Below are 21,808 nucleotides of genomic sequence, written 5' to 3'. Positions count from 1 at the left end.
GGGTGAACACATGCTCGGACCGACGGGTCACACAGACACATTTGCGCGGGATAACCTCCCGCCCGTGGATCAATGGCCAAAATTCCAGCTCGATGGTTTTGAATACCCCGACTATCTGAATGCCGGCGTCGAACTGACCGACCGCATGGTCGAGCGCGGTTTCGGCGACCGTGTGGCGCTGATCGGCAATGGCCGCCGCCGCACCTACAAGGAACTGGCGGACTGGACGAGCCGCCTCGCCCACGCGCTGGTCGAGGATTACGGCGTCAAGCCGGGCAACCGCATCCTCATCCGCTCGGCCAACAACCCCGCCATGGTCGCCTGCTGGCTGGCCGCCACAAAAGCCGGCGCAGTGGTGGTCAACACCATGCCGATGCTGCGCGCCGGCGAGCTCGCCAAGATCGTCGACAAGGCCGAGATCGGTCTTGCCCTGTGCGACACGCGCATCAAGGACGAGCTCGTCGCCTGCGCGAAGGAGAGCAAGTTCCTCAAAAAGGTCGTCGGCTTCGACGGCACCGCCAATTTCGACGCCGAACTCGACCGCATCGCCCTCGACAAGCCTGTTCAGTTCGATGCCGTCAAAACCGGTCGTGACGATGTCGCGCTTCTGGGGTTCACCTCCGGCACCACCGGCACGCCCAAGGCGACCATGCATTTCCATCGCGATCTGCTGATCATCGCCGATGCCTATGCAAAGGAAGTCCTTCAGGTCACGCCCGAGGACGTTTTCGTCGGCTCGCCACCGCTCGCCTTCACCTTCGGGCTTGGCGGTCTGGCGATCTTTCCCTTGCGTTTTGGCGCAACGGCGACACTGCTCGAAAGCGCCACCCCGCCCAACATGATCGAGATCATCGAAAAATACCGTGCCACGGTGAGCTTCACTGCTCCCACCGCCTACCGCGCCATGATGGCGGCGATGGACGAGGGCGCGGATCTTTCCTCGCTCCGCGTTGCGGTTTCAGCGGGCGAGACCTTGCCTGGCCCCGTGTTCGAGGCGTGGACGCAAAAGACCGGCAAACCGATCCTCGACGGTATTGGCGCCACCGAGATGCTGCATATCTTCATCTCCAACCGTTTCGATGATCGCCATCCCGCCACCACGGGCCGCCCGGTGACCGGCTATGAAGCGCGCATCGTGGACGAAGACATGAACGAACTGCCGCGCGGCGAGACCGGGCGTCTGGCCGTGCGCGGCCCGACCGGCTGCCGCTATCTGGCCGACGAACGGCAGAAGGAGTATGTCCGTGACGGCTGGAATCTGACGGGCGACAGCTTTTATCAGGATGAAGACGGCCGCTTCCATTTCGCAGCCCGCTCCGACGACATGATCGTCTCTGCCGGCTACAACATCGCCGGTCCCGAGGTGGAAGCGGCATTGCTTGCCCATGCCGACGTCATGGAATGCGCCGTCATCGGCGCACCGAGCGAGGAGCGCGGACAGATTGTCGAAGCCCATGTGGTTCTGGCCGAAGGGGTCGCGCGCGATGAGCTCACTGTGAAACGCCTTCAGGACCACGTGAAGGCAGCAATCGCGCCTTACAAGTATCCACGTTCCATCAAGTTTCTGGACGCTCTGCCGAAGACCGAGACGGGCAAGATCCAGCGTTTCCGCCTGCGGGAGAAAAACTGACCATGGCAAGCCAGCCGGAGCTCGACGACGACAGGGCAGCGGATATCAAGCCGCCCATGTCCTACAGCGACTATCTGCATCTGGAAAAGATCCTCGATGCGCAGGAACCCCTGTCTGAGGCGCGTGATGAGCTGCTGTTCATCATCCAGCACCAGACCTCCGAGCTCTGGATGAAACTCGCCATCACCGAGATCCGCTCCGCACGCGCTGCCATCGCCGAAGACCGCCTGCGCCCGGCCTTCAAGATGCTGACCCGCGTGGCACGCATCTTCGAGCAGTTGAACAGCGCCTGGGACGTGCTGCGCACCATGACGCCCAGCGAGTATTCCACCTTCCGCGATGCGCTTGGCCAGTCCTCGGGCTTCCAGTCGTGGCAATATCGCTCCATCGAGTTTCTGGCCGGCAATAGAAATCTTGCCATGCTCAAGCCGCACTCCGATCTGCCGCAGATTACGGCGCGGCTTGAAGAGATTCTGGCCGAGCCCAGCCTCTATGACGAGGCGCTGCAGCTTCTGGCGCGCAACGGTTTCGACATTGGCCCCGATGCGGAGCGGACGAGCTGGCGTGAGAAGCGCGAGTCCAATGAACAGGTTCAGGCCGCATGGAAGGCGGTCTATGCGCGACCCGATGCACATTGGGCGCTTTACGAGCTGGCCGAAAAACTGATTGATTTCGAAGACTATTTCCGCCGCTGGCGCTTCAACCACGTGACCACCGTCGAACGGATCATCGGGCTGAAACGCGGGACCGGCGGCACATCCGGCGTTTCCTACTTGCGCAAGATGCTGGATGTGGAACTATTCCCCGAGCTCTGGAGAGTTCGAACGGACATGTAGCGGGGCACGGGTAACAAAGCCGCGGATCGTGGCGTCAATGACAAGGGAACGATTGGGAGACCACACATGAGAAAGCTACTTGCAGCAAGCCTGCTTGCCCTTTCGGCAAGCGTCGCCGGAAACGCATTCGCAGAACCGATCAAGATCGGCATGATCACCACGCTTTCGGGCGGCGGCGCAGGCCTTGGCATTGATGCCCGCGACGGTTTCATGCTCGCCATCGAGCAGTCCGGCAACAAGGAAGTCGATGTCGTTATTGAAGACGACGCCCAGAAGCCGGAACTTGCGGTCCAGATCGCCGACAAGATGATCCAGAGCGACAAGGTGGACCTGATGACCGGCATCATCTGGTCGAACCTCGCCATGGCGGTCGTGCCGTCGGCCACGGCGCAGGATGTGATCTATCTGTCGGTCAATGCCGGCCCCTCGGCGCTGGCCGGTGCCGGTTGCAGCCCGAGCTATTTCAACGTCGCCTACCAGAACGACAATTTCCACGAGGCGATGGGCGAGGCCGCCAACAAGGACTACAAGAAGACCTTCATCATGGCGCCCAACTATCCGGCCGGCAAAGATTCGCTGACCGGCTTCAAGCGCTTCTACAAGGGTGAACTGGCGGGTGAGGTCTACACCAAGCTCGGTCAGACGGACTATGCCGCCGAGATCGCCCAGATCCGCGCATCGGGTGCGGATTCGGTGTTCATCTTCCTGCCGGGCGGCATGGGCATTGCCTTCACCAAGCAGTATGCCCAGTCGGGCGTCGGCCTGCCGCTGCTGGGACCTGCTTTCTCCTTCAGCCAGGATGTGCTGCCCGCCATTGGCGATGCGGCGCTTGGGGTGAAAAACACCGCCTCCTGGGCCTATGATCTCGACAATGAGGCCAACAAGGCTTTCGTCGAAGGCTTCAAGGAAGCCTATGGCCGCCTGCCCTCCGTCTATGCCGCGCAGGGGTATGATACGGCAAATCTGATCCTCTCCGCCGCCGAAAAGGCAAGCGTGAAGGATAAGGACGCCTTCCGCGCGGCGTTGAAGGAAGCGGATTTTGATTCCGTTCGCGGAAAATTCTCCTTCAACACCAACAACCACCCAATCCAGGATTTTTATGTCCGCGAGGTGGTAAAGGACGGCGACACGCTGACCAACAAGATCGTGGCCACCGCATTCACCGATCACAAGGACGCCTACGCGGCCGAGTGCAAGATGTAGGACAGCCTCCTTCTCCCCGCTGGCGGGGAGAAGGTGCCGGCAGGCGGATGAGGGGCGGGCGCCCATGTTTGCAGATCATGGCGCAGCCCCTCACCCTCACCCTCTCCCCGTGAACGGGGAGAGGGAGGCGTCCACGCAGCGCTCCTCCCCAAAAACCAGACGGTGAAAATTCCCCGTGTCCCTGACCCTTCTCATAGAGCAAATCCTGAATGGCCTGCAGTTCGGCGTGATGCTGTTCCTGATGGCCGCCGGCCTGACGCTGATCTTCGGCGTCATGGGGCTCATCAACCTTGCGCATGGTTCGCTCTTCATGGTCGGCGCATTTGCCTGCGCGACCGTGGCCGCAGCGACCGGCTCCTTCTGGCTGGGACTTGTCGCCAGCCTTGCCGCCGCAGCCGCCGCCGGCGCGCTCGTCGAAATCCTCGTCATAAGACGGCTCTATGAACGCGACCATCTCGACCAGGTGCTCGCCACCTTCGCGCTGATCCTCATCTTCTCCGAGGGCACGCGCTGGGTTTTCGGCTCCTTCCCGCTCTATCTCGACATTCCGCAGCTTCTTTCCGGCGCGGTGCACCTGCCCGGTGGCGCGCAATACCCCATCTACCGTCTCGCAGTGATCGGCGTCGGCATTGCGGTGGCCGTGGGACTCTATCTCCTGATCGGCAAGACGCGGCTCGGCATGCGCATTCGCGCCGGTGAATCCGACCGCGAAATGATCGGCGCACTCGGCATCGACATCGGCACGCTCTACACGCTGGTTTTCGCGCTGGGTGCCGCCCTTGCCGGTCTGGCCGGCGCCATGGTGGGCGCGCTTCAGTCGGTGCAGGTGGGCATGGGCGAACCGGTGCTGATCCTCGCTTTCGTGGTCATCGTCATTGGCGGCATCGGCTCCATCAAGGGTGCGCTGGTCGGTTCCATTCTGGTGGGGCTGACAGAAACGCTGGGCCGCTTTCTGCTGCCGCATGTCTTCGGCCTGTTCATGCCCAATTCCGAAGCCGCAACCGTCGGCGCAGCGCTCGCCTCCATGCTGATCTACATCGTCATGGCCCTCATCCTCGCTTTCAGGCCCCAGGGCCTGTTCGCGGCGAATGCGTGAGGGGCCGCACATGACACGCGAAACAGTCTTCAGCATCCTCATCGTCGCCGGCCTCCTCGCCGCCGCCTTCATCGCGCAGGCGATGGGCGAGACCTTCTACATCACCCTGGCAACCCGCATGGCGATCCTCGGCCTCGCCGCCACCGGGCTCAACATCGCGCTCGGCCTCGGCGGTCTGGTCTCCTTCGGCCATGCCGCCTTCTTCGGCATTGGCGGCTATGCGGCGGGCATTCTCGCTACCCACGCCTTCAACAGCGAGCCGCTTGCCTTCGGCCTTCCCGGCACCAACCAGATGATCGTGATCTGGATCGCCGGCGCCATCGCCGCCGGGCTCATCGCCGTCCTGATCGGCCTGATTTCTCTCAGGACCTCCGGCGTCTACTTCATCATGATCACCCTAGCCTTCGCGCAGATGATCTACTATTTCGCCATCTCCTGGCCCGCCTATGGAGGCGAGGATGGTCTGTCGATCTATGTCCGCAACACCTTCCCCGGCACGAACACACTCGCCCCGATGAGCTTCTTCCTCATCTGTTTTGGCCTTCTGGTGATCGGCCTCGTCTTTTTCGCGCTGATACGGGATTCCCGCTTCGGTGCTGCACTTCAGGCCGGGCGACAGAACGATACGCGGCTTGCCGCCGTCGGCATCGGCCCGTTCAGGATGCGTTTGGTGGCCTTCGTCATCTCCGCCATGATGACCGCCCTTGCCGGCGCGCTCTTCGCAGACCTCAACCGCTTTGTCAGCCCCTCCATGTTCTCCTGGCACATGTCGGGCGAGCTGATCGTTTTGATTATCATCGGCGGTGTCGGACGTCTGGCCGGACCACTGGCCGGGGCCATCGTCTACGTCCTTTTCGAGTTCGCGCTGGGCGGCATCACCGAGCACTGGCAGTTTTTCCTCGGCCTCATCCTTCTGGCCGTGGTGCTGTTTGCCCGCGGCGGCGTAATGGGCCTCTTGGCCGGGAGGGCGCGGCATGGCTGAACCGATCCTCGACATCCGCGACTTGAAGAAAAGCTTCGGCGCGCTGAAGGCGACTGATGGCGTGAGCCTCGATCTCAGGCCGGGTGAAATCCACGCCCTGATCGGCCCGAACGGTGCCGGCAAATCGACCCTCATTCATCAGATTGCCGGCTCGCTGAAGCCGGACAGCGGCGAAATCCGCTTCGAGGGCCGCGATGTGAAACCGCTCGATGTGGCCGCCCGCGCACGGCTTGGCATGGGGCGCACATTTCAGGTTTCCTCGCTGGCGCCCGAATTTTCCGCCCTGCGCAATGTGATGCTCGCGGTGCAGGCGCGACAGGGTTCCAGCTTCCGTTTCTTCAAACCCGTCATGCACGACACGAGCCTGACTGAGCCCGCTCATGAAGCGCTCGCCCGCGTCGGCCTGTCGGACCGCGCCGACGTGCCCGCCGCCGAGCTTTCCCACGGCGAACGCCGCCAGCTCGAAATCGCCATCGCCCTGGCGCTCGGCGCAAAGGCGTTTCTGCTGGATGAGCCCATGGCCGGCATGGGGCCGGAGGGCTCGCACTCGCTCACCGGTTTCCTTGATGGCCTTCGAGCCGAAGCGCCGATCCTCCTGATCGAGCATGACATGGACGCCGTCTTCGCCCTTGCCGACCGCATCTCGGTCCTCGTCTATGGGCGCATCATCGCCACCGGCACGGTGGACGACATCCGCAATCATCCCGCCGTGCGCGAAGCCTATCTGGGAGACGGCGCATGAAGCTGCTCGACATCCGGGATCTGAAAACCTTCTACGGAAAATCGCAGGCGCTCTTCGGCGTCGATCTTTCGGTCGAGGAAGGCGAGGCAGTGGCGCTGATGGGCCGTAACGGCATGGGTAAGACGACGACGATCCGCTCCGTCTGCCACCTCACGCCCGCACAGTCAGGCAGCATAAACTTTGCCGGCAAAGATATCATGCGCCTCAAGCCGCACCGCATCGCGCGGCTGGGTGTCGGGCTGGTGCCGGAAGGTCGCCGCTGCTTCCCGAACCTGACGGTGGAAGAAAACGTCCTCGCCGCTGCCCGTCCGGGCAAGTGGACGCTCGATGGCGTGAACGCGCTGTTCCCGCGCTTGGCGGAGCGGCGTGATCAATATGCGCGCACACTTTCTGGCGGCGAGCAGCAGATGCTCGCCATTGGCCGGGCGCTGGCCACCAATCCGCGCCTGCTCATTCTCGACGAGGCGACCGAAGGGCTTGCCCCGGTGATCCGTCAGGATATCTGGCGCGCCATCCGCGCCATCCGCGCGGAAGGCCAGTCGATCCTGATCGTCGACAAGACGCTGAGCGAGCTTTTGCCCGTGGCGGATCGCTGCGTCATTCTCGAAAAAGGCCGCACCGCATGGACCGGTGCACCCTCAGCACTCACGGATGAGATCCAGGAGCGCTTTCTCGGCGTGTGACCACGCCTGTTTCTACCAAGTATGAAGGAAATAGCATGACTGTCCCGCTTCACCAGATTCTCCAGCCCGAGAACTGGGTTCCCGCCAAGGGATATTCCAATGGAGTGATCGCAAAGGGCCGCACCATTTTTCTTGGAGGCCAGATTGGCTGGAACAGCGAACAGGTGTTCGAGACGGACGATTTCATCGGTCAGGTCAGGCAAGCGCTGGAAAACATCGTCACGCTTTTGAAAGAAGCTGACGCCGGGCCTGAGCATGTGGTGCGGCTCACCTGGTTCATCACCGACAAGCAGGCCTATTCCACCCGCCTGCGCGAACTGGGCGAGGCTTATCGCTCCGTCATGGGCCGCAACTTCCCGCCCATGAGCGTGGTTCAGGTCACCGCGCTCATCGAGGACGAAGCGAAGGTGGAAATCGAGGCCACGGCGGTCCTGCCCGATTAGCCCAACGACGCTCGGCGCAAGCACATTGCTCCGGAGCCAAGCGCCCTCGCCCTTCGACAAGCTCAGGATGAGGGCTCTTTAACCCGCTCAGAAAAGCGGTAGCGCTACGTAGGGTGTATATTTCTGCGTGCTCGTTTCACGTTTGAAGAAGGCACGGAGCTTCCAGCAAACCTCATCCTGAGCTCGTCGAAGGGCGAGGGTGCCTGGCGCCGTACCGACAAGCTTCATCGCCCCACGCCCAGTTCGTTGCCGTCCACCTCCCGCGCCGCATCTTCACGCGCATTGCGGCGCAGCGTGTAGACGAACGCAACCAGGAACAGCCCCGTCATCAAAAGCACGATTGTCGGCGCCGGCGCGCTATCGAAGAAGAAGCTCAGATAAACGCCGAAGAACGACGAGAACAGCGCCACCGCCAGGCTGACCAGCAGCATCCTGTCAAACCGCCTGACCAGCAGAAAGGCCACGGCCCCAGGCCCGATCAGAAGCGCGATCGCCAAAATGATCCCCACCGCCGTGAGCGCCGCCACGATGGTCAGCGAGAGGATGGCCAGAAGCCCGTAATGCAGCACCCGCACCGGCAGGCCGATTGCCTTGGCGTGCTGTCCGTCGAACGCATTCAGAAGCAGATCCCGGCGAAAGAGCACGATCGCCACGCAGACGAAAAGCGCGATAATCCCCGTCTGCGCGATGTCTCCCCACGTCACGCCCAGCATGTCGCCGAACAGGATATGGTCGAGATGCACCTCGGTCTGAATTTTGGTGTAGAGCAGCAGGCCGAGCCCGAACATGCCGGAGAAGACCACCCCCATGATCGTGTCTTCCTTCACCCGGCTGTTTTCCTTCAGATAGCCGATGCCCACCACGCAGGTCATGCCGGCCACGAAAGCGCCGAGCGCCAACGGTATGCCGATAATATAGGCAACCACCACGCCTGGCAGAACCGCATGGCTGACCGCATCGCCCATCAGCGACCAACCCTTGAGCACCAGAAAGCACGAGAGCAGCGCCATGGGCGCGGCAATCAACACCGAGATAATGAAGGCCTGCTGCATGAAGGGAAACGCGAAGGGCAGCATCAGCGCATCGATGAACCCGCTCATGCGCCCATCTCCCGCATGTCGCCTTCCAGCGCTTCACGCGCCCGCCTGCGCGAAGCGAGAAGCCCGTGCTTCGGCGCAAGGACAAAGGCCGTCAAGAATGCAAATGTCTGCAGCACGACAATGATCCCGCCCGTGGCCCCGTCGAGGAAATAACTCGCATAGGCGCCGATAAAGCTTGAGAGCGCGCCTATCGCCACGGCAATCGCCACGAGCCGCGGAAAGCGGTCCGTCAGCAGATACGCCGTCGCCCCCGGTGTCACCACCATGGCGATGACGAGAAAGGCGCCCACCGTCTGCATGGCGGCCACCGTGCAGGCACTCAGAAGCGTAAAGAAGATGAGCCGCAGAAAGCCCGGGTTGAGGCCGATGGAGCGCGCATGGTTTTCGTCGAAAAACGCGACCATCAGGTCCTTCCACTTGAACGCAAGCACCAGCAGTGTGACGCTGGAAATGATGACAAGCTGCAACGTGTCTGATGGCGTGATCGCCAGAACATTGCCCAGAACAATCGTCTGTATGTTCACCGCCGCTGGCGAAAGCGAGACCATGAAGAGCCCAAGGCCGAAAAAGGACGTGAAAATCAGGCCGATGATCGCATCCTCGCGCAGCTTGGTGCGCTGATTGAGAAAGAACATCGCACCGGCCGCAAGCCCGCCGGCAAAGAACGCGCCGATGGAAAACGGCAGACCCAGCATATAGGCCCCGGCTACGCCTGGCACGATGGAATGCGAGAGCGCATCGCCGATCAGCGACCAGCCCTTGAGCATCAGATAAGCCGAGAGAAACGCGCAGACACCTCCCACCAGCGCGCTCACCCACATGGCGTTGACCATATAGCCATAGGAGAAGGGTTCGAGCAGAGAAGCGCTCATTTCCTGTCACCCGCTTCCGAGGAACCGTCCTCATCGCCATAAATGACGAAGGGACGCTCATCATCGGTCAGAACCGTAAGCTTGCGGGAATCCTCTTCTGCGTCTTCATGCAGATCCGCCCCGCCAAGCGTGAACTGGCGCAGCACACCGCCAAATGCCTTTTCCAGATTGGCGCGGGTGAAGACTTCCGGTGTGAGCCCGGAAGCCAGCACCGTGCGGTTGATCAGAACGGTCCGATCACAAAAGCGTGGCACACTGCCCAGATTGTGCGTCGAGACCAGCATGACATGCCCTTCCTCGCGCAAGGCCTTCAGAAGCGCGATGATGGATTCTTCCGTGCGCACATCGACACCGGTGAACGGCTCATCGAGCAGGATGACCCGCCCTTCCTGCGCCAGCGCACGTGCCAGAAAGACGCGCTTCTTCTGGCCGCCGGAAAGTTCACCGATCTGGCGCTTTCGATAATCGGACATGCCGACCCGCTCGAGCGCGGAGGCCACCATTTCATGATCATGCCGGCGCGGCCAGCGCATGAAATTCATGTGGCCGTAGCGCCCCATCATCACAACGTCCTCGACAAGAACGGGAAAGTTCCAGTCCACTTCTTCGGCTTGCGGCACATAGGCAACGACATTGCGCTTGAGCGCACGGCCTGCCGGCTGGCCGAGAATGGACACCTCTCCTCTGGCGAGGGGCACAAAACCCATGATCGCCTTGAACAGTGTGGATTTGCCGCTGCCATTAACGCCGACGAGCGCGGCGATCGTCCCCGCCGGGATGGAAAAACTGGCGTCACGCAATGCCGTATGACCATTGCGATAAGTGACGGTCACATCCTGCACATCGATACCGGCGGATTCAGCCGCCGGTTTTTTGTCTTTGGTGATGACAGGTGCGTTCATTGCCCACTCAGCCCTTCGGCGATCGTCTCGCTCGTGACACGCAGTAGGTCCAGATAGGTGGGCACCTCACCGCTCGCGTCGCTCAGCGAGTCGACATAGAGAACCCCGCCATATTTCGCACCGGTTTCACGCGCCACCTGCTGCGCCGGGTCGGGAGAAACCGTGCTCTCGCTGAAAACGGCCGGAGCCTTGGTTTCACGGATCTGATCGATCACGTGACGCACCTGCTGCGGCGTGCCCTGCTGGTCGGCATTGATGGGCCAGATATAGAGCTCCTTCAGCCCGAAGTCGCGGGCAAGATAGCTGAACGCGCCTTCACTGGTGACCAGAACCCGGTGCTCCTCGGGAATGGCTTCAAGCCTTTTGCGGATGGGGTCCACAACCGCTTTGAACTGCGCTTTGTATACTTCCGCATTCCTCGCGTAAATCTCGGCATTCTCCGGATCATATTTCGAAAACGCATCACGGATGTTGTCCACATAGGTCAGCGCATCACTGGGCGACATCCAGGCATGGGGATTGGGCTTGCCCGTATAGGGACCTTCAGCAATGCCCATCGGCTCAACGCCCTCCGACACCACCACGCTTGGCACGTCCCTGAGATTGCGAAAGAAGCGCTCGAACCAGAGCTCGAGATTAAGCCCGTTCCACAGAATGAGGTCGGCATCCTGCGCCCGCAGAATGTCACCCGGAGTCGGCTGGTAGTTGTGGATCTCGGCATTGGGTTTCGTGATGGACTCGACCACTGCTGCATCGCCCGCAACGTTGCGTGCCATATCCGCAATTACGGTGAAGGTGGTGACCGCCTTGAAGCGCTCATCCTGAGCGAAGGCGGAGGTAGCGGTGAGTGTTGCGACGATGAAAGTGGCCAATCCCTTGGCTAAACGCATGAATATCCCCTGAGGCACATCGAACTACTGTGTCCGTATGAAGCTAGGACGTATTTCTTGGCTCGTCAATGCAATTGCAAATCGTTTGCAATAAAAACCGCCACACTCAGAGATGGCATGGATTCCTTGGGAGCGAACTTGAGTGAGAACAGATGGAATCTTTGCAACTGGTTGTCATCTGGCGCATAGTTGCTCCATGAATCAGCACGCCAGTCACAAGCCGGATTACGAGAAGGAATTGCGCCGCGCCGGTGTTCGCATTACCCGGCCACGCAAGGTTATTCTGCGCATTTTGACGGAGACGGACGATCATCCCGACGCAATGGAAATATTCCAGCGCGCCTCCGCGGTGGATTCGAGCATCTCGCTGTCCACTGTCTACCGCACCATGAAGCTTCTCGAAGAGATGGGCGCCATCCATCGCCATGCCTTCGAAGGTGGACGCGCCCGCTTCGAACAGGCCGATGGCGATCATCATGACCATCTGATCGACATCGACACAGGTGATGTCATCGAATTCCATTCAAACAGGATTGAGGAACTGCAGGAGGAGATTGCCCGCGCGCTGGGCTATGACATCGTGCATCATCGATTGGAACTGTACGGCAGAAAGCGCAGGAGAACCTAGCCCCCTGAAATCAAGAGCCGCCGTGGTGGAGGGGAAACCACGGCGGCCATGCTTGAAACACCGCGGCAGCCCGGAGAGGGGGGATAAGGCTGCCGCTATTTCGTCCGGAAAAGGCGGGGGACGAGCCTAGGCCGGACAACGGCGGAAATTGCCGCTTCCTGATATTTCGTATCTGAACGTGGCTATTCAAGGGCACGGACATTACATCTTCGTAACAAACGCGTGATAGAAAGCGGTAGGTCGCGTCCGACCATGTCAGCACGCTTCTCCAAAAGGCGCTGAACACCCCCTTTTCCATGGACAGGCTCCCCCCGCCGCGCTACCCGTACAGCCATGAAAAAAGGCGATCATCTCTTTCTCGTAGACGGCTCGGGGTATATTTTCCGCGCCTATCATGCGCTGCCCCCGCTGACCCGAAAATCCGACGGACTTCCCGTCGGCGCCGTGGCCGGCTTCTGCAACATGCTCTGGAAACTGCTGCAAAACGCGCGTGACACGGATGTCGGCGTCACACCGACGCATTTCGCGGTGATTTTCGACCATTCCTCGAAAACCTTCCGCAACGACCTCTACCCGGAATACAAGGCCAACCGCTCTGAGCCGCCCGAAGACCTGGTGCCGCAGTTCGGCCTGATCCGCGAAGCGACACAGGCCTTCGATCTTCCCTGTATCGAGATGGCGGGTTTCGAGGCCGACGACCTCATCGCCACCTATGCCAGGCTGGCGAGTGAAGCAGGTGCTGAAACGACCATCATCTCCTCCGACAAGGACCTGATGCAGCTCGTCACCGATCAGGTCTCGATGTATGACCCGATGAAGGATCGTGAGATCCGGGTTCCGGAAGTGATCGAGAAATGGGGCGTCCCGCCTGAAAAGATGATCGATCTTCAGGCGCTGACCGGCGATTCGGTGGACAACGTCCCCGGCGTCCCCGGGATCGGTCCGAAAACGGCCGCACAACTGCTCGAAGAATATGGTGATCTCGACACGCTGCTTTCTCGCGCAAATGAGATAAAACAGAACAAAAGGCGCGAAAACCTGATCGAATTCGCCGAAAAGGCACGCATTTCCCGTGAATTGGTGAAGCTCAGGATCGACGTACCGGTCGAGCACGGGATCGACACGTTCGAGCTGGCTCCACCCGATGGACCGAAGCTGATCGGCTTTCTGAAGGCGATGGAGTTCTCCACACTGACCCGCCGCGTTGCCGAGGCCACCGGAGCCGAAGTGGCGGAGATCGAGGCCGCGCATGTGGAGGTCGAAGCGGGCGAGAGCGCCCATGGTCCGGATCTGGATCCCGCTTCGGAGGCCGGCGCAGATGATACGGCAACACCTGCAAAACTGGCAGCCAGTATCGCTGAAGCAGGTGCAGCCCAGTCCTTCGATCACGCCGGCTACGAATGCATCCGAGATCTGGACACACTGAAAACCTGGATGGAAGAGGCCTATGAAACCGGTATCCTCGCCTTCGACACCGAGACCACATCTCTCGACCCAATGCAGGCGGAGCTGTGCGGTTTCTCGCTAGCCACCAGGCCGGGTCGCGCCGCCTATGTGCCCCTTAACCACAAGAGCGGAGACGGCGATCTCCTGGGTGGCGGGCTGATTGAGAACCAGATTGCACAGAAGGATGCGCTGGAGGCGATCCGCGCCATCATGGCTGACCCGGCCGTGCTCAAGATCGGCCAGAACCTCAAATACGACTGGCTGTTGATGTATAGGCTGGGCGTGGAGATCGTCGGTGTCGACGACACCATGCTCATCTCCTATGTGCTCGATGCCGGAACCGGCAGCCATGGCACGGTGAGCCACGGCATGGATGCGCTTTCCGAACGCTGGCTCGGCCACACACCCATTCCCTACAAGGAACTGACGGGAACGGGCCGAAAGCAGGTGACATTCGACATGGTCGAACTGGAGCGGGCCACCGCCTACGCCGCCGAGGATGCCGACATCACCTTGCGGCTTTGGCAGGTGCTGAAACCGCGACTTGCCGCTGAAGGCCTCGTTTCCGTTTATGAACGGCTTGAACGGCCCATGATCCCGGTAATTAGCCGCATGGAACATCGCGGCATTGCCGTCGACCGGCAAATTCTCTCGCGGCTTTCCGGCGATTTCGCCCAGACGGCCGCAGGCATAGAGGATGAAATCTACGAGCTGGCCGGGGAGCGATTCACCATCGGCTCACCCAAGCAGCTTGGCGAGATCCTGTTCGGCAAGATGGGCCTGCCGGGCGGCAGCAAGACCAAGACCGGCCAATGGTCGACTTCGGCGCAGGTGCTCGAAGACCTCGCAGCCGCGGGCCATGAGCTCCCGCGCAAGATCGTCGACTGGCGTCAGGTGACCAAGCTCAAATCCACCTACACGGATGCTTTGCCAGGCTACATCAACCCTGAAAGCAAGCGGGTGCACACCTCTTACGCACTTGCTTCCACCACGACTGGACGCCTCTCATCGTCCGAACCGAACCTGCAGAACATCCCGATCCGCACCACGGAAGGCCGCAAAATCCGCACCGCCTTCGTGGCACCTGAGGGCGCCAGGCTGATCTCGGCCGACTACAGCCAGATCGAACTGCGTGTGCTTGCCCATGTCGCCGATATCCCAGAACTGAAGAAGGCTTTTGCCGACGGGCTGGACATTCACGCCATGACGGCTTCCGAAATGTTCGATGTACCGATTGAGGGCATGCCGCCGGAGGTGCGCCGCCGCGCCAAGGCGATCAACTTCGGTATCATCTACGGTATTTCGGCGTTCGGGTTGGCCAATCAGCTCGGCATTCCGCGTGAAGAGGCCAGCGCCTATATCAAACGCTATTTCGAACGTTTCCCCGGCATCAAGGATTACATGGATTCCACCAAGGCCAAGGCAAAGGAACGCGGCTATGTGGAGACGATCTTCGGGCGGCGCGCGCATTATCCTGAAATTCGCTCATCCAATCCGCAATTGCGCGCTTTCAACGAACGTGCGGCGATCAACGCTCCCATCCAGGGCTCGGCAGCCGACATTATCCGCCGCGCCATGGCCCGTATGGAAGACGCACTTGCTGATGCAGGCCTCGAAGACGTTCAGATGCTGCTCCAGGTCCATGATGAGCTGATCTTCGAAGCGCCGGAGAGCAAGGTGGAAAAGGCCATCCCCGTCATCTGCGAGGTGATGGAGAACGCGGCTCTGCCAGCGCGCGCGCTTTCCGTTCCTCTTCAGGTGGAAGCGCGCGCCGCGAACAACTGGGATGAAGCCCACTGATGTCATGACCTTCTGGGAACTCGATCTGACCGTCATCGCCTCATTCGCTCTGGCATCGACGCTGATCGAGCTCACCCCGGGTCCCAACATGGCCTATCTGGCGCTAATATCCGCGTCGGAGGGCCGCCGAGCAGGTTTTGCCACCGTCGCCGGTGTCGCGCTAGGGCTCGGCATCGTCGGTATTGTCGCAGCGCTTGGTGTCGCACAGATCATCCAGGCATCCATGCTGCTCTATGAGGCTCTGCGTTGGGCCGGGGTTGTGTTCCTGCTCTACCTCGCATGGGATGGGTGGCGGCAGGGCAGCGACGTGGTCTCGGCGGGCGACCGGCCGGACGAACAGCATTTTCTCCGCGGACTGGTCACCAATCTGCTCAATCCGAAAGCGGCCGTTTTCTACATTGCGGTGCTGCCCACTTTCGTCAATCCGTCACTATCGCTCACCCCGCAGACCCTGGTTCTGACGCTGATTTATGTGGGCATCGCAACACTGATTCACGGTCTGATTGTCGTATTGGCCAGCCGGCTACAACCGTTTTTGACCGATCCGCGTCGGGAACGCATCGCGCGGCGTACGCTTTCCGCGCTGCTCGCACTCGTCGCTCTTTGGTTCGGCTGGTCGACAGCTCGCTGAATGGACGAAACCCCGCTGTGGCAGCGGGGTCTCGTTATCATTCAGCCGGTTGTCTGGCTGTGCTCACCAGAGCTCGTAGCGCAGGCCAACCTTGATCTCATGCATGGAAAGGCCGCTGTCAGTCCCCTGGATGCCGGTTGCTCCTGCTCCTGCCGTGGCTGCATCCCAACCAAACATGTCACCACCATCGATATTGCGATAGCGATAGCCCAGATCGACTTTCATATTGTTGGAGAAGTCATAGGAAACGCCAGCCATCAGAGCATAGGTGAAGCGCCAGTCAGACTCACCGGAGTGCGTGGCTGTTCCCACCAGCGCTGGCGACGCACAGGCGCCACCCACACAGTATGAGCTGTTGGTCAGATCGTCCCAGCGGAGATAGGTGTAGCCAACACCAGCACCCACATAAGGCGTGAAGCCGACAAAGGTGCCGAGATCAACATAGCCATTCAGAAGCATCGAATAGCCGGTTACCTCGGACGAATCTTCAGAACGACAGGTGGTACCGACCGGGCTTCCGGGACATGGAGTGGCGCTCGAGGTAGAACCGCTGAAATCGGCTGAGAATCGATCCAGTGTCACATCGGCACGAAGCCAGTCTGTAAAGGAGTAGCCGGCGCCGATACCAAAGGTGAAATTATCGGACAGCGAAACATTGTCGAATGAAGCTGACCCATAGCTGGCGCCGTCAAAGGTCCGATAGGTGAAGGGGTCCTTCGCTTCTGTCTTCAGCGAATAGCCGATATCGCCGCGCAGATACCAGCCGCTACCAATCTCCACCGGCACCACATCAGGCGCCTGATCGATGATGATGGGTGGATCGTAGTCAGCGGCAGCAACCGTGCCGATCGAAATCAGCGTCAGGCATACCGAGGAAGCAAACAGACGGGTGATGGTGCGCATAATCCGAACTCCGCAAAATGCGACGGATAAACGCTGCCCCCGCCGCTGTTGGAGATCATTGTTAACCATCCGGGTTAAGCCGAGGTTAAGGCTAACATCGGGTTACCGCGCAAACAAAAACCGCCCGGCGCAAAGCCGGGCGGTGCGAAAAGCCAAATCGCTGATTCTATTTGTAAACCGGCGGTTCAAACGGCGGCGGGTCGTAGCTGACCACCTGCGGCTGCGCGCAGTTGGAGCTGCCGCCGAACTGATACCGCAAACCGGCACGTGCTTCGTGCACGTTGAAGCCGTCGTCAAAACCGGGTGCAACGCCAGACGCATATTCGAACATGCGGCCGCCTGCGACGCGCGTGAAGCGATAGCCCATATCGAGATTGAGGTTTTCGGTGAGGCAGTAAGAGGTACCGGCCATCAACGAGTAGGCGAAACGCCAGTTGCTGGAGCCCTCATGCACGGTGGTGCTGCCGCCCGATATCGAGTTCGTCAGATCATCCCACATGATGTAGGCGCCACCAATACCTGCACCCACATAGGGGGTGAAGCCGTAATAGGTGCCGAGATCGACATAAGCATTGGCCATCAGGAGCCAAGCGCTGTAAGCCGACGTGTCCGTGGACACGCAGGGACTACCGCCGCAGTCGCCGGAGGTGGAGCCGGTGAAGTCGGACTTGAACCAATAGTCGGCCGTCAAGTCCGTCCGGAGGTACTTGTTGATCTGGTAGCCGATACCGGCACCGAGCGACATGGCGCCCTTGAGATCGGTCGTGTCGAACGAGGCTGTTCCGCCGCGAAGACCACCCGGTGCGGGACCATAGGTGATGTATTCGGTACCACGCAGCTTCGACCAGTGGTAGTCGATGTCGCCGCGAATATACCAGCCGCCAAAGGACGGGGCCGGCTGGACCACCGGCGGCAGAGGTTCGGGAGCTTCGATGATCGGTGGCTCATACAGATCCGCAGCATAGCCGGCGGTCGGAGCACTTAGCAGCAAGGCCGCCCCGAAGACCTTCATAGACTTCAACATAACATCCCATCCTTGGCGTTGCCGCGCCCCCCTGGGCACAGTGGCAAATTGCAACTCGACGGGAGTATTTGAGCAAAAAAGTTAAATACGGCTTAACCTTAAGCCTTAACCACGTTCACCATGCACGTTTTGCGGGAAGTGGCCGGATCGGGAATGAGCCATCCGGTGTCCGGGCGGCTAGAGTTCGGTCCTGTGTCAGCTTGGCCAACCGCGCGAAACGCAAAAAAAAGCCGGCGCTCAGCGCCGGCGTCTCTGCTGTCTCTCTTCTGTCGCGTCAGGCCGCGTTCTTGGAGTCTGCAATCGCGTTGATGACGTCATCGACCACGCTCTCAACCAGTGCCGGATCGTCCGCCTCCGCCATCACGCGGATGAGCGGCTCGGTGCCGGACGGCCGGATGACAAGCCGCCCCTTGCCACCCAACCGGGCTTCCGCTTCGGCGATGGCCGACTTCACCGGAGCCGATTCGAGTGGCTTCCCGCCGGAGATGCGCACATTCTTCAGGAGCTGTGGGACAGGCTCGAACTTTTTGCAGACTTCGCTGGCAGGGCGGTTCTCCCGCTTAATGCAGGCAAGCACCTGCAGTGCCGCAACCAGCCCGTCGCCCGTGGTCGAGAAATCCGAGAGAACAACGTGACCTGACTGCTCACCGCCAACGTTCAGCCCGTTGGCACGCATGCGTTCAACCACATAGCGGTCACCAACCTTTACGCGGTGCAGATCGAGCTTCAGATCCCCCATGAAACGCTCCAGCCCGAGATTGGACATGACTGTCGCGACAACGCCGCCGCCCTGGAGCTTTCCCGCCTTGTGCCAGGATTGCGCGATGAGCGCCATGATCTGGTCGCCATCGATCACCGTGCCATTTTCATCGACGATCACGACGCGGTCCGCGTCGCCATCGAGTGCGATGCCGATGTCAGCCCGCACCTCATGCACCTTCTTGGCGAGGCCGAGAGGATGTGTGGATCCGCAATCTTCATTGATGTTGACACCGTTGGGCTCAACATTGATGGCAACGACCTCGGCCCCGAGTTCCCAGAGAACGGCAGGTGCAACCTTATAGGCGGCACCATTGGCACAATCGACCACAATGCGCAGCCCGGAAAGGGACATGGAGCGTGGCAAGGTACGCTTGGCGAATTCGATGTAACGATCGTGAACCCCGTCGACGCGCTTGGCCCGGCCAAGTCCGCCATTGTCGGCAAGCGCCAACTCGACTTCCTTGTCGAGCATCGCCTCGATACGGCCCTCGATCTTGTCCGACAGCTTGTAGCCATCGGGTCCAAAGAGTTTGATACCGTTGTCGTAATAGGGATTGTGGGAAGCTGAAATCATCACGCCGATATCGGCGCGCAGCGAACGCACAAGCATGGCCACTGCGGGCGTGGGTATCGGCCCCAACAGAAACACATCCATGCCGGCGGCACAGAAACCGGAAACCAAGGCGTTTTCGATCATATAGCCGGAAAGCCGGGTATCCTTGCCGAGCACCACGCGGTGGCGATGGCTCCCGTTCTGAAACGAAAGGCCTGCTGCCATGCCGACCTTCATCGCGATCTCGCCCGTCATCGGGAACCGGTTCGCACGCCCGCGAATCCCGTCGGTACCAAAGTATTTTTTTGTCATTTTTCCCTTGCTGCCCGTCTGGCGCACTTTGTCTGGTTTTCTCGTCAAAGCGGCATCCCCCAGTCACTCTTTGCCATAAGAGCAGCACTCGTTTGCATCAAATTCTGTGAGGCAGTGTAACGCTTTTCGACTAAACGTCTGCTTGCGAATTATACTTAAAGGCAAATTAACAAGACAGGATGCCAGAGCCCGCCATCTGGCCTGTCTCACATGGCTGCGCACGAAAAAAGCCGCGAAACGACGTTCACGGCTTTTCTCAACAATGGCTATATGGTCCACAGAGCAGGCTCAGCCCTGCGGCTGCGGCTCCATACCACCCTCAGGCTCGTCGCCACCCTTCTTCTGCCCCTGGGATCGGGTGCCGGTCTTTGGCACAGCCGAACCGCGAGACGGGGGCGTATCGTCGCCGGAATCGCGCGAAGGCTTCTCACCCTTGAGCAGCGCCTGAATTTCGTCGCCCGAAAGCGTCTCATACTCCAGCAGCCCTTCGGCGATGGCGATCCAACCCTTCTTCTTCTTGGTCAGGATATCGCGCGCTGTCGCATAGGCTTCGTCGATCAGGCGGCGCACTTCGCTGTCGATCTTCTGCTGCGTCTCCTGCGACATGTTCTGCTGACGCGCCACGGAATGGCCAAGGAAGACCTCTTCCTGGTTCTCGCCATAGGCCACCTGGCCGAGTTCGTCGGAAAAGCCCCACTGCGTAACCATGGCGCGGGCGAGCTTCGTCGCCTGCTCGATGTCCGAGGAAGCGCCTGAAGTGATGTTCTCCTTGCCGAATTTGAGTTCTTCGGCCACACGTCCGCCCATCATGATGGCCAGACGCGATATCATCCACTTGTAGCTCATCGAATAGCGGTCGCCTTCGGGGAGCTGCATGACCATGCCGAGAGCTCGACCGCGCGGAATGATCGTCGCCTTGTGGACAGGATCAGCCTTCGGCACATTGAGTGCGACAATGGCGTGGCCGGCCTCGTGATAGGCGGTGAGTTCCTTTTCTTCCTGGGTCATGGCGTGTGAGCGGCGCTCGGCACCCATCATCACCTTGTCCTTGGCGTCTTCGAACTCCTGCATGGTGACCAGACGCTTGTTGCGCCGCGCTGCCATCAGAGCAGCCTCGTTGACGAGATTGGCGAGGTCGGCACCGGAAAAGCCCGGCGTTCCACGCGCAACGACCTTCAAGTCGACATTCGGCGCCATCGGCACATTGCGCACATGCACTTTGAGAATCTTCTCGCGGCCGGCCACATCCGGGTTCGGCACCACGACCTGACGGTCAAAACGGCCCGGACGCAGAAGCGCGGGGTCGAGCACGTCCGGACGGTTGGTGGCGGCAATCAGGATGATGCCTTCATTGGCCTCGAAGCCATCCATCTCGACGAGAAGCTGGTTCAGCGTCTGCTCGCGTTCGTCGTTACCGCCGCCGAGACCGGCACCACGATGACGACCGACCGCATCGATTTCGTCGATGAAGATGATGCAGGGCGCGTTCTTCTTGGCCTGTTCGAACATGTCGCGTACGCGGGACGCGCCGACACCGACGAACATTTCCACGAAATCCGAACCAGAAATGGTGAAGAACGGCACATTGGCCTCACCCGCCACCGAGCGGGCAAGAAGCGTCTTGCCGGTTCCGGGCGGGCCGACAAGCAGCACGCCACGCGGGATCTTGCCGCCGAGACGCTGGAATTTCTGCGGATCGCGTAGGAACTCGACGATTTCCTCAAGGTCTTCCTTGGCTTCATCGACGCCAGCCACATCCTGGAAGGTGACGCGGCCATGGGCTTCCGTCAGCAACTTGGCCTTGGATTTGCCGAAGCCCATCGCCCGGCCCGAGCCCGACTGCATCTGGCGCATGAAGAAGATCCACACGCCCAGGATCAGGATCATCGGCAGCCACGACACGAGATAGCCGAGGAAAGAATTGGAACCGTCGGTTTCAGGACGCGCATTGATCGTCACGCCGCGTTCTTCCAGGCGCTGCACAAGCGAGGGATCGCCCGGCGAGTAGGTCTGGAAGGGTGTGCGATTGCCCGTATAGGTGCCGGTGATGCGATCACCGGTGATCGTCACCGATTCAATGCTTCCCGAGGAAAGCTCTTCCAGAAACTGCGAATACGCAATATCGCGCGTCGCACCGCGCTGCTGGGGAGCCTGGAACAGGTTGAAGAGCGCAATCAGCAGGACGGCGATAATCGCCCAGAGCGCAAAGTTTCTGTAATTCGGATTCATATAAGTCCCGCATACTCGCCGTAGCCCGGCGATCGTCCGTTTTTCATGGTCTGAATTAACATAGGGAGCCGGCGCTTTCTTGCCAAGCCGAAGCACTGCACCAGCTCGCCTTTAGGTTAAGCTTCGTCACTGAATGTGGTG

At 60.4% G+C, this 21,808-nt stretch carries 19 protein-coding genes; 11 read left to right on the top strand and 8 right to left on the bottom strand.

All coding sequences use genetic code 11. The features are described from left to right. The first annotated feature begins 10 nt into the window (after nucleotides 1–10). The 8 genes from AC2CHD_RS15700 to AC2CHD_RS15665 all read left to right on the top strand — a co-directional run bounded on the left by AC2CHD_RS15700 (nucleotide 11) and on the right by AC2CHD_RS15665 (nucleotide 7,615). Nucleotides 11–1,630 carry an AMP-binding protein gene (locus AC2CHD_RS15700; protein WP_484554440.1) on the top strand — a complete coding sequence of 540 codons (1,620 nt, stop codon included), beginning with the start codon at nucleotides 11–13 and terminating at the stop codon, nucleotides 1,628–1,630. A 2-nt stretch (nucleotides 1,631–1,632) separates the two neighbouring features. Then, on the top strand, nucleotides 1,633–2,466 hold the full coding sequence (kynA, locus tag AC2CHD_RS15695; protein WP_065816803.1) for a tryptophan 2,3-dioxygenase: 834 nt from the start codon (nucleotides 1,633–1,635) through the stop codon (nucleotides 2,464–2,466). Between the two features lie 66 nt (nucleotides 2,467–2,532). After that, nucleotides 2,533–3,669 carry an ABC transporter substrate-binding protein gene (locus AC2CHD_RS15690; protein ID WP_484554439.1) on the top strand — a complete coding sequence of 379 codons (1,137 nt, stop codon included), beginning with the start codon at nucleotides 2,533–2,535 and terminating at the stop codon, nucleotides 3,667–3,669. Nucleotides 3,670–3,844: 175 nt separating this feature from the next. After that, nucleotides 3,845–4,765, top strand: coding sequence for a branched-chain amino acid ABC transporter permease (locus AC2CHD_RS15685; RefSeq protein ID WP_459438834.1), 921 nt, complete (start codon nucleotides 3,845–3,847; stop codon nucleotides 4,763–4,765). A 10-nt stretch (nucleotides 4,766–4,775) separates the two neighbouring features. Then, nucleotides 4,776–5,747 (top strand): branched-chain amino acid ABC transporter permease, encoded by a 972-nt coding sequence (locus tag AC2CHD_RS15680; protein WP_484554438.1) that lies wholly within the window; start codon nucleotides 4,776–4,778, stop codon nucleotides 5,745–5,747. Next, nucleotides 5,740–6,489, top strand: coding sequence for an ABC transporter ATP-binding protein (locus tag AC2CHD_RS15675; protein WP_484554437.1), 750 nt, complete (start codon nucleotides 5,740–5,742; stop codon nucleotides 6,487–6,489). The genes AC2CHD_RS15680 and AC2CHD_RS15675 overlap by 8 nt, the downstream gene beginning before the upstream one ends. Then, entirely contained in the window at nucleotides 6,486–7,172 is a 687-nt protein-coding gene (locus tag AC2CHD_RS15670) for an ABC transporter ATP-binding protein (RefSeq protein WP_484554436.1), read from the top strand. Before AC2CHD_RS15675 ends, AC2CHD_RS15670 begins: the two co-directional genes overlap by 4 nt. 35 nt (nucleotides 7,173–7,207) lie before the next feature. Beyond that, entirely contained in the window at nucleotides 7,208–7,615 is a 408-nt protein-coding gene (locus tag AC2CHD_RS15665; protein ID WP_484554435.1) for a RidA family protein, read from the top strand. Between the two features lie 224 nt (nucleotides 7,616–7,839). Here the strand turns inward: AC2CHD_RS15665 and AC2CHD_RS15660 are convergent, their stop codons facing one another. The 4 genes from AC2CHD_RS15660 to AC2CHD_RS15645 are packed head-to-tail and all read right to left on the bottom strand — an operon-like array spanning nucleotide 7,840 to nucleotide 11,379. After that, nucleotides 7,840–8,715, bottom strand: coding sequence for a metal ABC transporter permease (locus AC2CHD_RS15660; protein WP_484554434.1), 876 nt, complete (start codon nucleotides 8,713–8,715; stop codon nucleotides 7,840–7,842). Beyond that, on the bottom strand, nucleotides 8,712–9,587 hold the full coding sequence (locus tag AC2CHD_RS15655) for a metal ABC transporter permease (protein WP_484554433.1): 876 nt from the start codon (nucleotides 9,585–9,587) through the stop codon (nucleotides 8,712–8,714). The genes AC2CHD_RS15660 and AC2CHD_RS15655 overlap by 4 nt, the downstream gene beginning before the upstream one ends. Then, a complete protein-coding gene (locus AC2CHD_RS15650; RefSeq protein ID WP_229449485.1) occupies nucleotides 9,584–10,489 on the bottom strand; it encodes a manganese/iron ABC transporter ATP-binding protein in 906 nt (301 codons plus the stop codon). The genes AC2CHD_RS15655 and AC2CHD_RS15650 overlap by 4 nt, the downstream gene beginning before the upstream one ends. Then, nucleotides 10,486–11,379: a metal ABC transporter substrate-binding protein gene (locus AC2CHD_RS15645; RefSeq protein ID WP_484554432.1), complete on the bottom strand. Its 894-nt coding sequence runs from the start codon at nucleotides 11,377–11,379 to the stop codon at nucleotides 10,486–10,488. The genes AC2CHD_RS15650 and AC2CHD_RS15645 overlap by 4 nt, the downstream gene beginning before the upstream one ends. Before the next feature lie 196 nt (nucleotides 11,380–11,575). Here AC2CHD_RS15645 and AC2CHD_RS15640 point away from each other — a divergent pair, with 196 nt between their 5' ends. The 3 genes from AC2CHD_RS15640 to AC2CHD_RS15630 all read left to right on the top strand — a co-directional run bounded on the left by AC2CHD_RS15640 (nucleotide 11,576) and on the right by AC2CHD_RS15630 (nucleotide 15,884). Further along, nucleotides 11,576–12,007, top strand: a complete 432-nt coding sequence (locus tag AC2CHD_RS15640; protein WP_229449483.1) for a Fur family transcriptional regulator — start codon at nucleotides 11,576–11,578, stop codon at nucleotides 12,005–12,007. Between the two features lie 333 nt (nucleotides 12,008–12,340). Further along, nucleotides 12,341–15,253, top strand: coding sequence for a DNA polymerase I (gene polA / locus AC2CHD_RS15635; RefSeq protein WP_484554431.1), 2,913 nt, complete (start codon nucleotides 12,341–12,343; stop codon nucleotides 15,251–15,253). Beyond that, nucleotides 15,240–15,884, top strand: coding sequence for a LysE family translocator (locus AC2CHD_RS15630; RefSeq protein ID WP_484554430.1), 645 nt, complete (start codon nucleotides 15,240–15,242; stop codon nucleotides 15,882–15,884). The genes polA and AC2CHD_RS15630 overlap by 14 nt, the downstream gene beginning before the upstream one ends. 63 nt (nucleotides 15,885–15,947) lie before the next feature. On the opposite strand, the gene AC2CHD_RS15625 is transcribed toward AC2CHD_RS15630, so the two are convergent. The 4 genes from AC2CHD_RS15625 to ftsH form a co-directional block, all read right to left on the bottom strand. Further along, nucleotides 15,948–16,787, bottom strand: coding sequence for an outer membrane protein (locus AC2CHD_RS15625; protein ID WP_484554429.1), 840 nt, complete (start codon nucleotides 16,785–16,787; stop codon nucleotides 15,948–15,950). 166 nt (nucleotides 16,788–16,953) lie between these two features. Beyond that, nucleotides 16,954–17,811: an outer membrane protein gene (locus tag AC2CHD_RS15620; protein WP_229449479.1), complete on the bottom strand. Its 858-nt coding sequence runs from the start codon at nucleotides 17,809–17,811 to the stop codon at nucleotides 16,954–16,956. A 274-nt stretch (nucleotides 17,812–18,085) separates the two neighbouring features. Beyond that, complete coding sequence (gene glmM / locus AC2CHD_RS15615) at nucleotides 18,086–19,438, bottom strand: phosphoglucosamine mutase (RefSeq protein WP_223022176.1); 1,353 nt, start codon at nucleotides 19,436–19,438, stop codon at nucleotides 18,086–18,088. A gap of 288 nt (nucleotides 19,439–19,726) precedes the next feature. After that, entirely contained in the window at nucleotides 19,727–21,667 is a 1,941-nt protein-coding gene (ftsH, locus tag AC2CHD_RS15610) for an ATP-dependent zinc metalloprotease FtsH (protein ID WP_484554428.1), read from the bottom strand. Nucleotides 21,668–21,808: the final 141 nt, after the last annotated feature.

This window comes from Nitratireductor sp. ATLC21 (assembly GCF_057196525.1).
The sequence above is the reverse complement of the archived record's forward strand: the minus strand, read 5'-3'. Positions and strand labels throughout refer to the sequence as shown.

Bases quoted from the DNA above. Each gene is read 5' to 3' on its own strand.
- AC2CHD_RS15665 (WP_484554435.1), top strand. From the start codon at position 7,208: ATGACTGTCCCGCTTCACCAGATTCTCCAGCCCGAGAACTGGGTTCCC.
- AC2CHD_RS15670 (WP_484554436.1), top strand. From the start codon at position 6,486: ATGAAGCTGCTCGACATCCGGGATCTGAAAACCTTCTACGGAAAATCG.
- kynA (WP_065816803.1), top strand. From the start codon at position 1,633: ATGGCAAGCCAGCCGGAGCTCGACGACGACAGGGCAGCGGATATCAAG.
- AC2CHD_RS15620 (WP_229449479.1), bottom strand. From the start codon at position 17,811: ATGTTGAAGTCTATGAAGGTCTTCGGGGCGGCCTTGCTGCTAAGTGCT.
- AC2CHD_RS15655 (WP_484554433.1), bottom strand. From the start codon at position 9,587: ATGAGCGCTTCTCTGCTCGAACCCTTCTCCTATGGCTATATGGTCAAC.
- AC2CHD_RS15690 (WP_484554439.1), top strand. From the start codon at position 2,533: ATGAGAAAGCTACTTGCAGCAAGCCTGCTTGCCCTTTCGGCAAGCGTC.
- AC2CHD_RS15675 (WP_484554437.1), top strand. From the start codon at position 5,740: ATGGCTGAACCGATCCTCGACATCCGCGACTTGAAGAAAAGCTTCGGC.
- AC2CHD_RS15630 (WP_484554430.1), top strand. From the start codon at position 15,240: ATGAAGCCCACTGATGTCATGACCTTCTGGGAACTCGATCTGACCGTC.
- AC2CHD_RS15645 (WP_484554432.1), bottom strand. From the start codon at position 11,379: ATGCGTTTAGCCAAGGGATTGGCCACTTTCATCGTCGCAACACTCACC.
- AC2CHD_RS15640 (WP_229449483.1), top strand. From the start codon at position 11,576: ATGAATCAGCACGCCAGTCACAAGCCGGATTACGAGAAGGAATTGCGC.
- AC2CHD_RS15650 (WP_229449485.1), bottom strand. From the start codon at position 10,489: ATGAACGCACCTGTCATCACCAAAGACAAAAAACCGGCGGCTGAATCC.
- glmM (WP_223022176.1), bottom strand. From the start codon at position 19,438: ATGACAAAAAAATACTTTGGTACCGACGGGATTCGCGGGCGTGCGAAC.
- AC2CHD_RS15625 (WP_484554429.1), bottom strand. From the start codon at position 16,787: ATGCGCACCATCACCCGTCTGTTTGCTTCCTCGGTATGCCTGACGCTG.
- polA (WP_484554431.1), top strand. From the start codon at position 12,341: ATGAAAAAAGGCGATCATCTCTTTCTCGTAGACGGCTCGGGGTATATT.
- ftsH (WP_484554428.1), bottom strand. From the start codon at position 21,667: ATGAATCCGAATTACAGAAACTTTGCGCTCTGGGCGATTATCGCCGTC.
- AC2CHD_RS15660 (WP_484554434.1), bottom strand. From the start codon at position 8,715: ATGAGCGGGTTCATCGATGCGCTGATGCTGCCCTTCGCGTTTCCCTTC.
- AC2CHD_RS15700 (WP_484554440.1), top strand. From the start codon at position 11: ATGCTCGGACCGACGGGTCACACAGACACATTTGCGCGGGATAACCTC.
- AC2CHD_RS15680 (WP_484554438.1), top strand. From the start codon at position 4,776: ATGACACGCGAAACAGTCTTCAGCATCCTCATCGTCGCCGGCCTCCTC.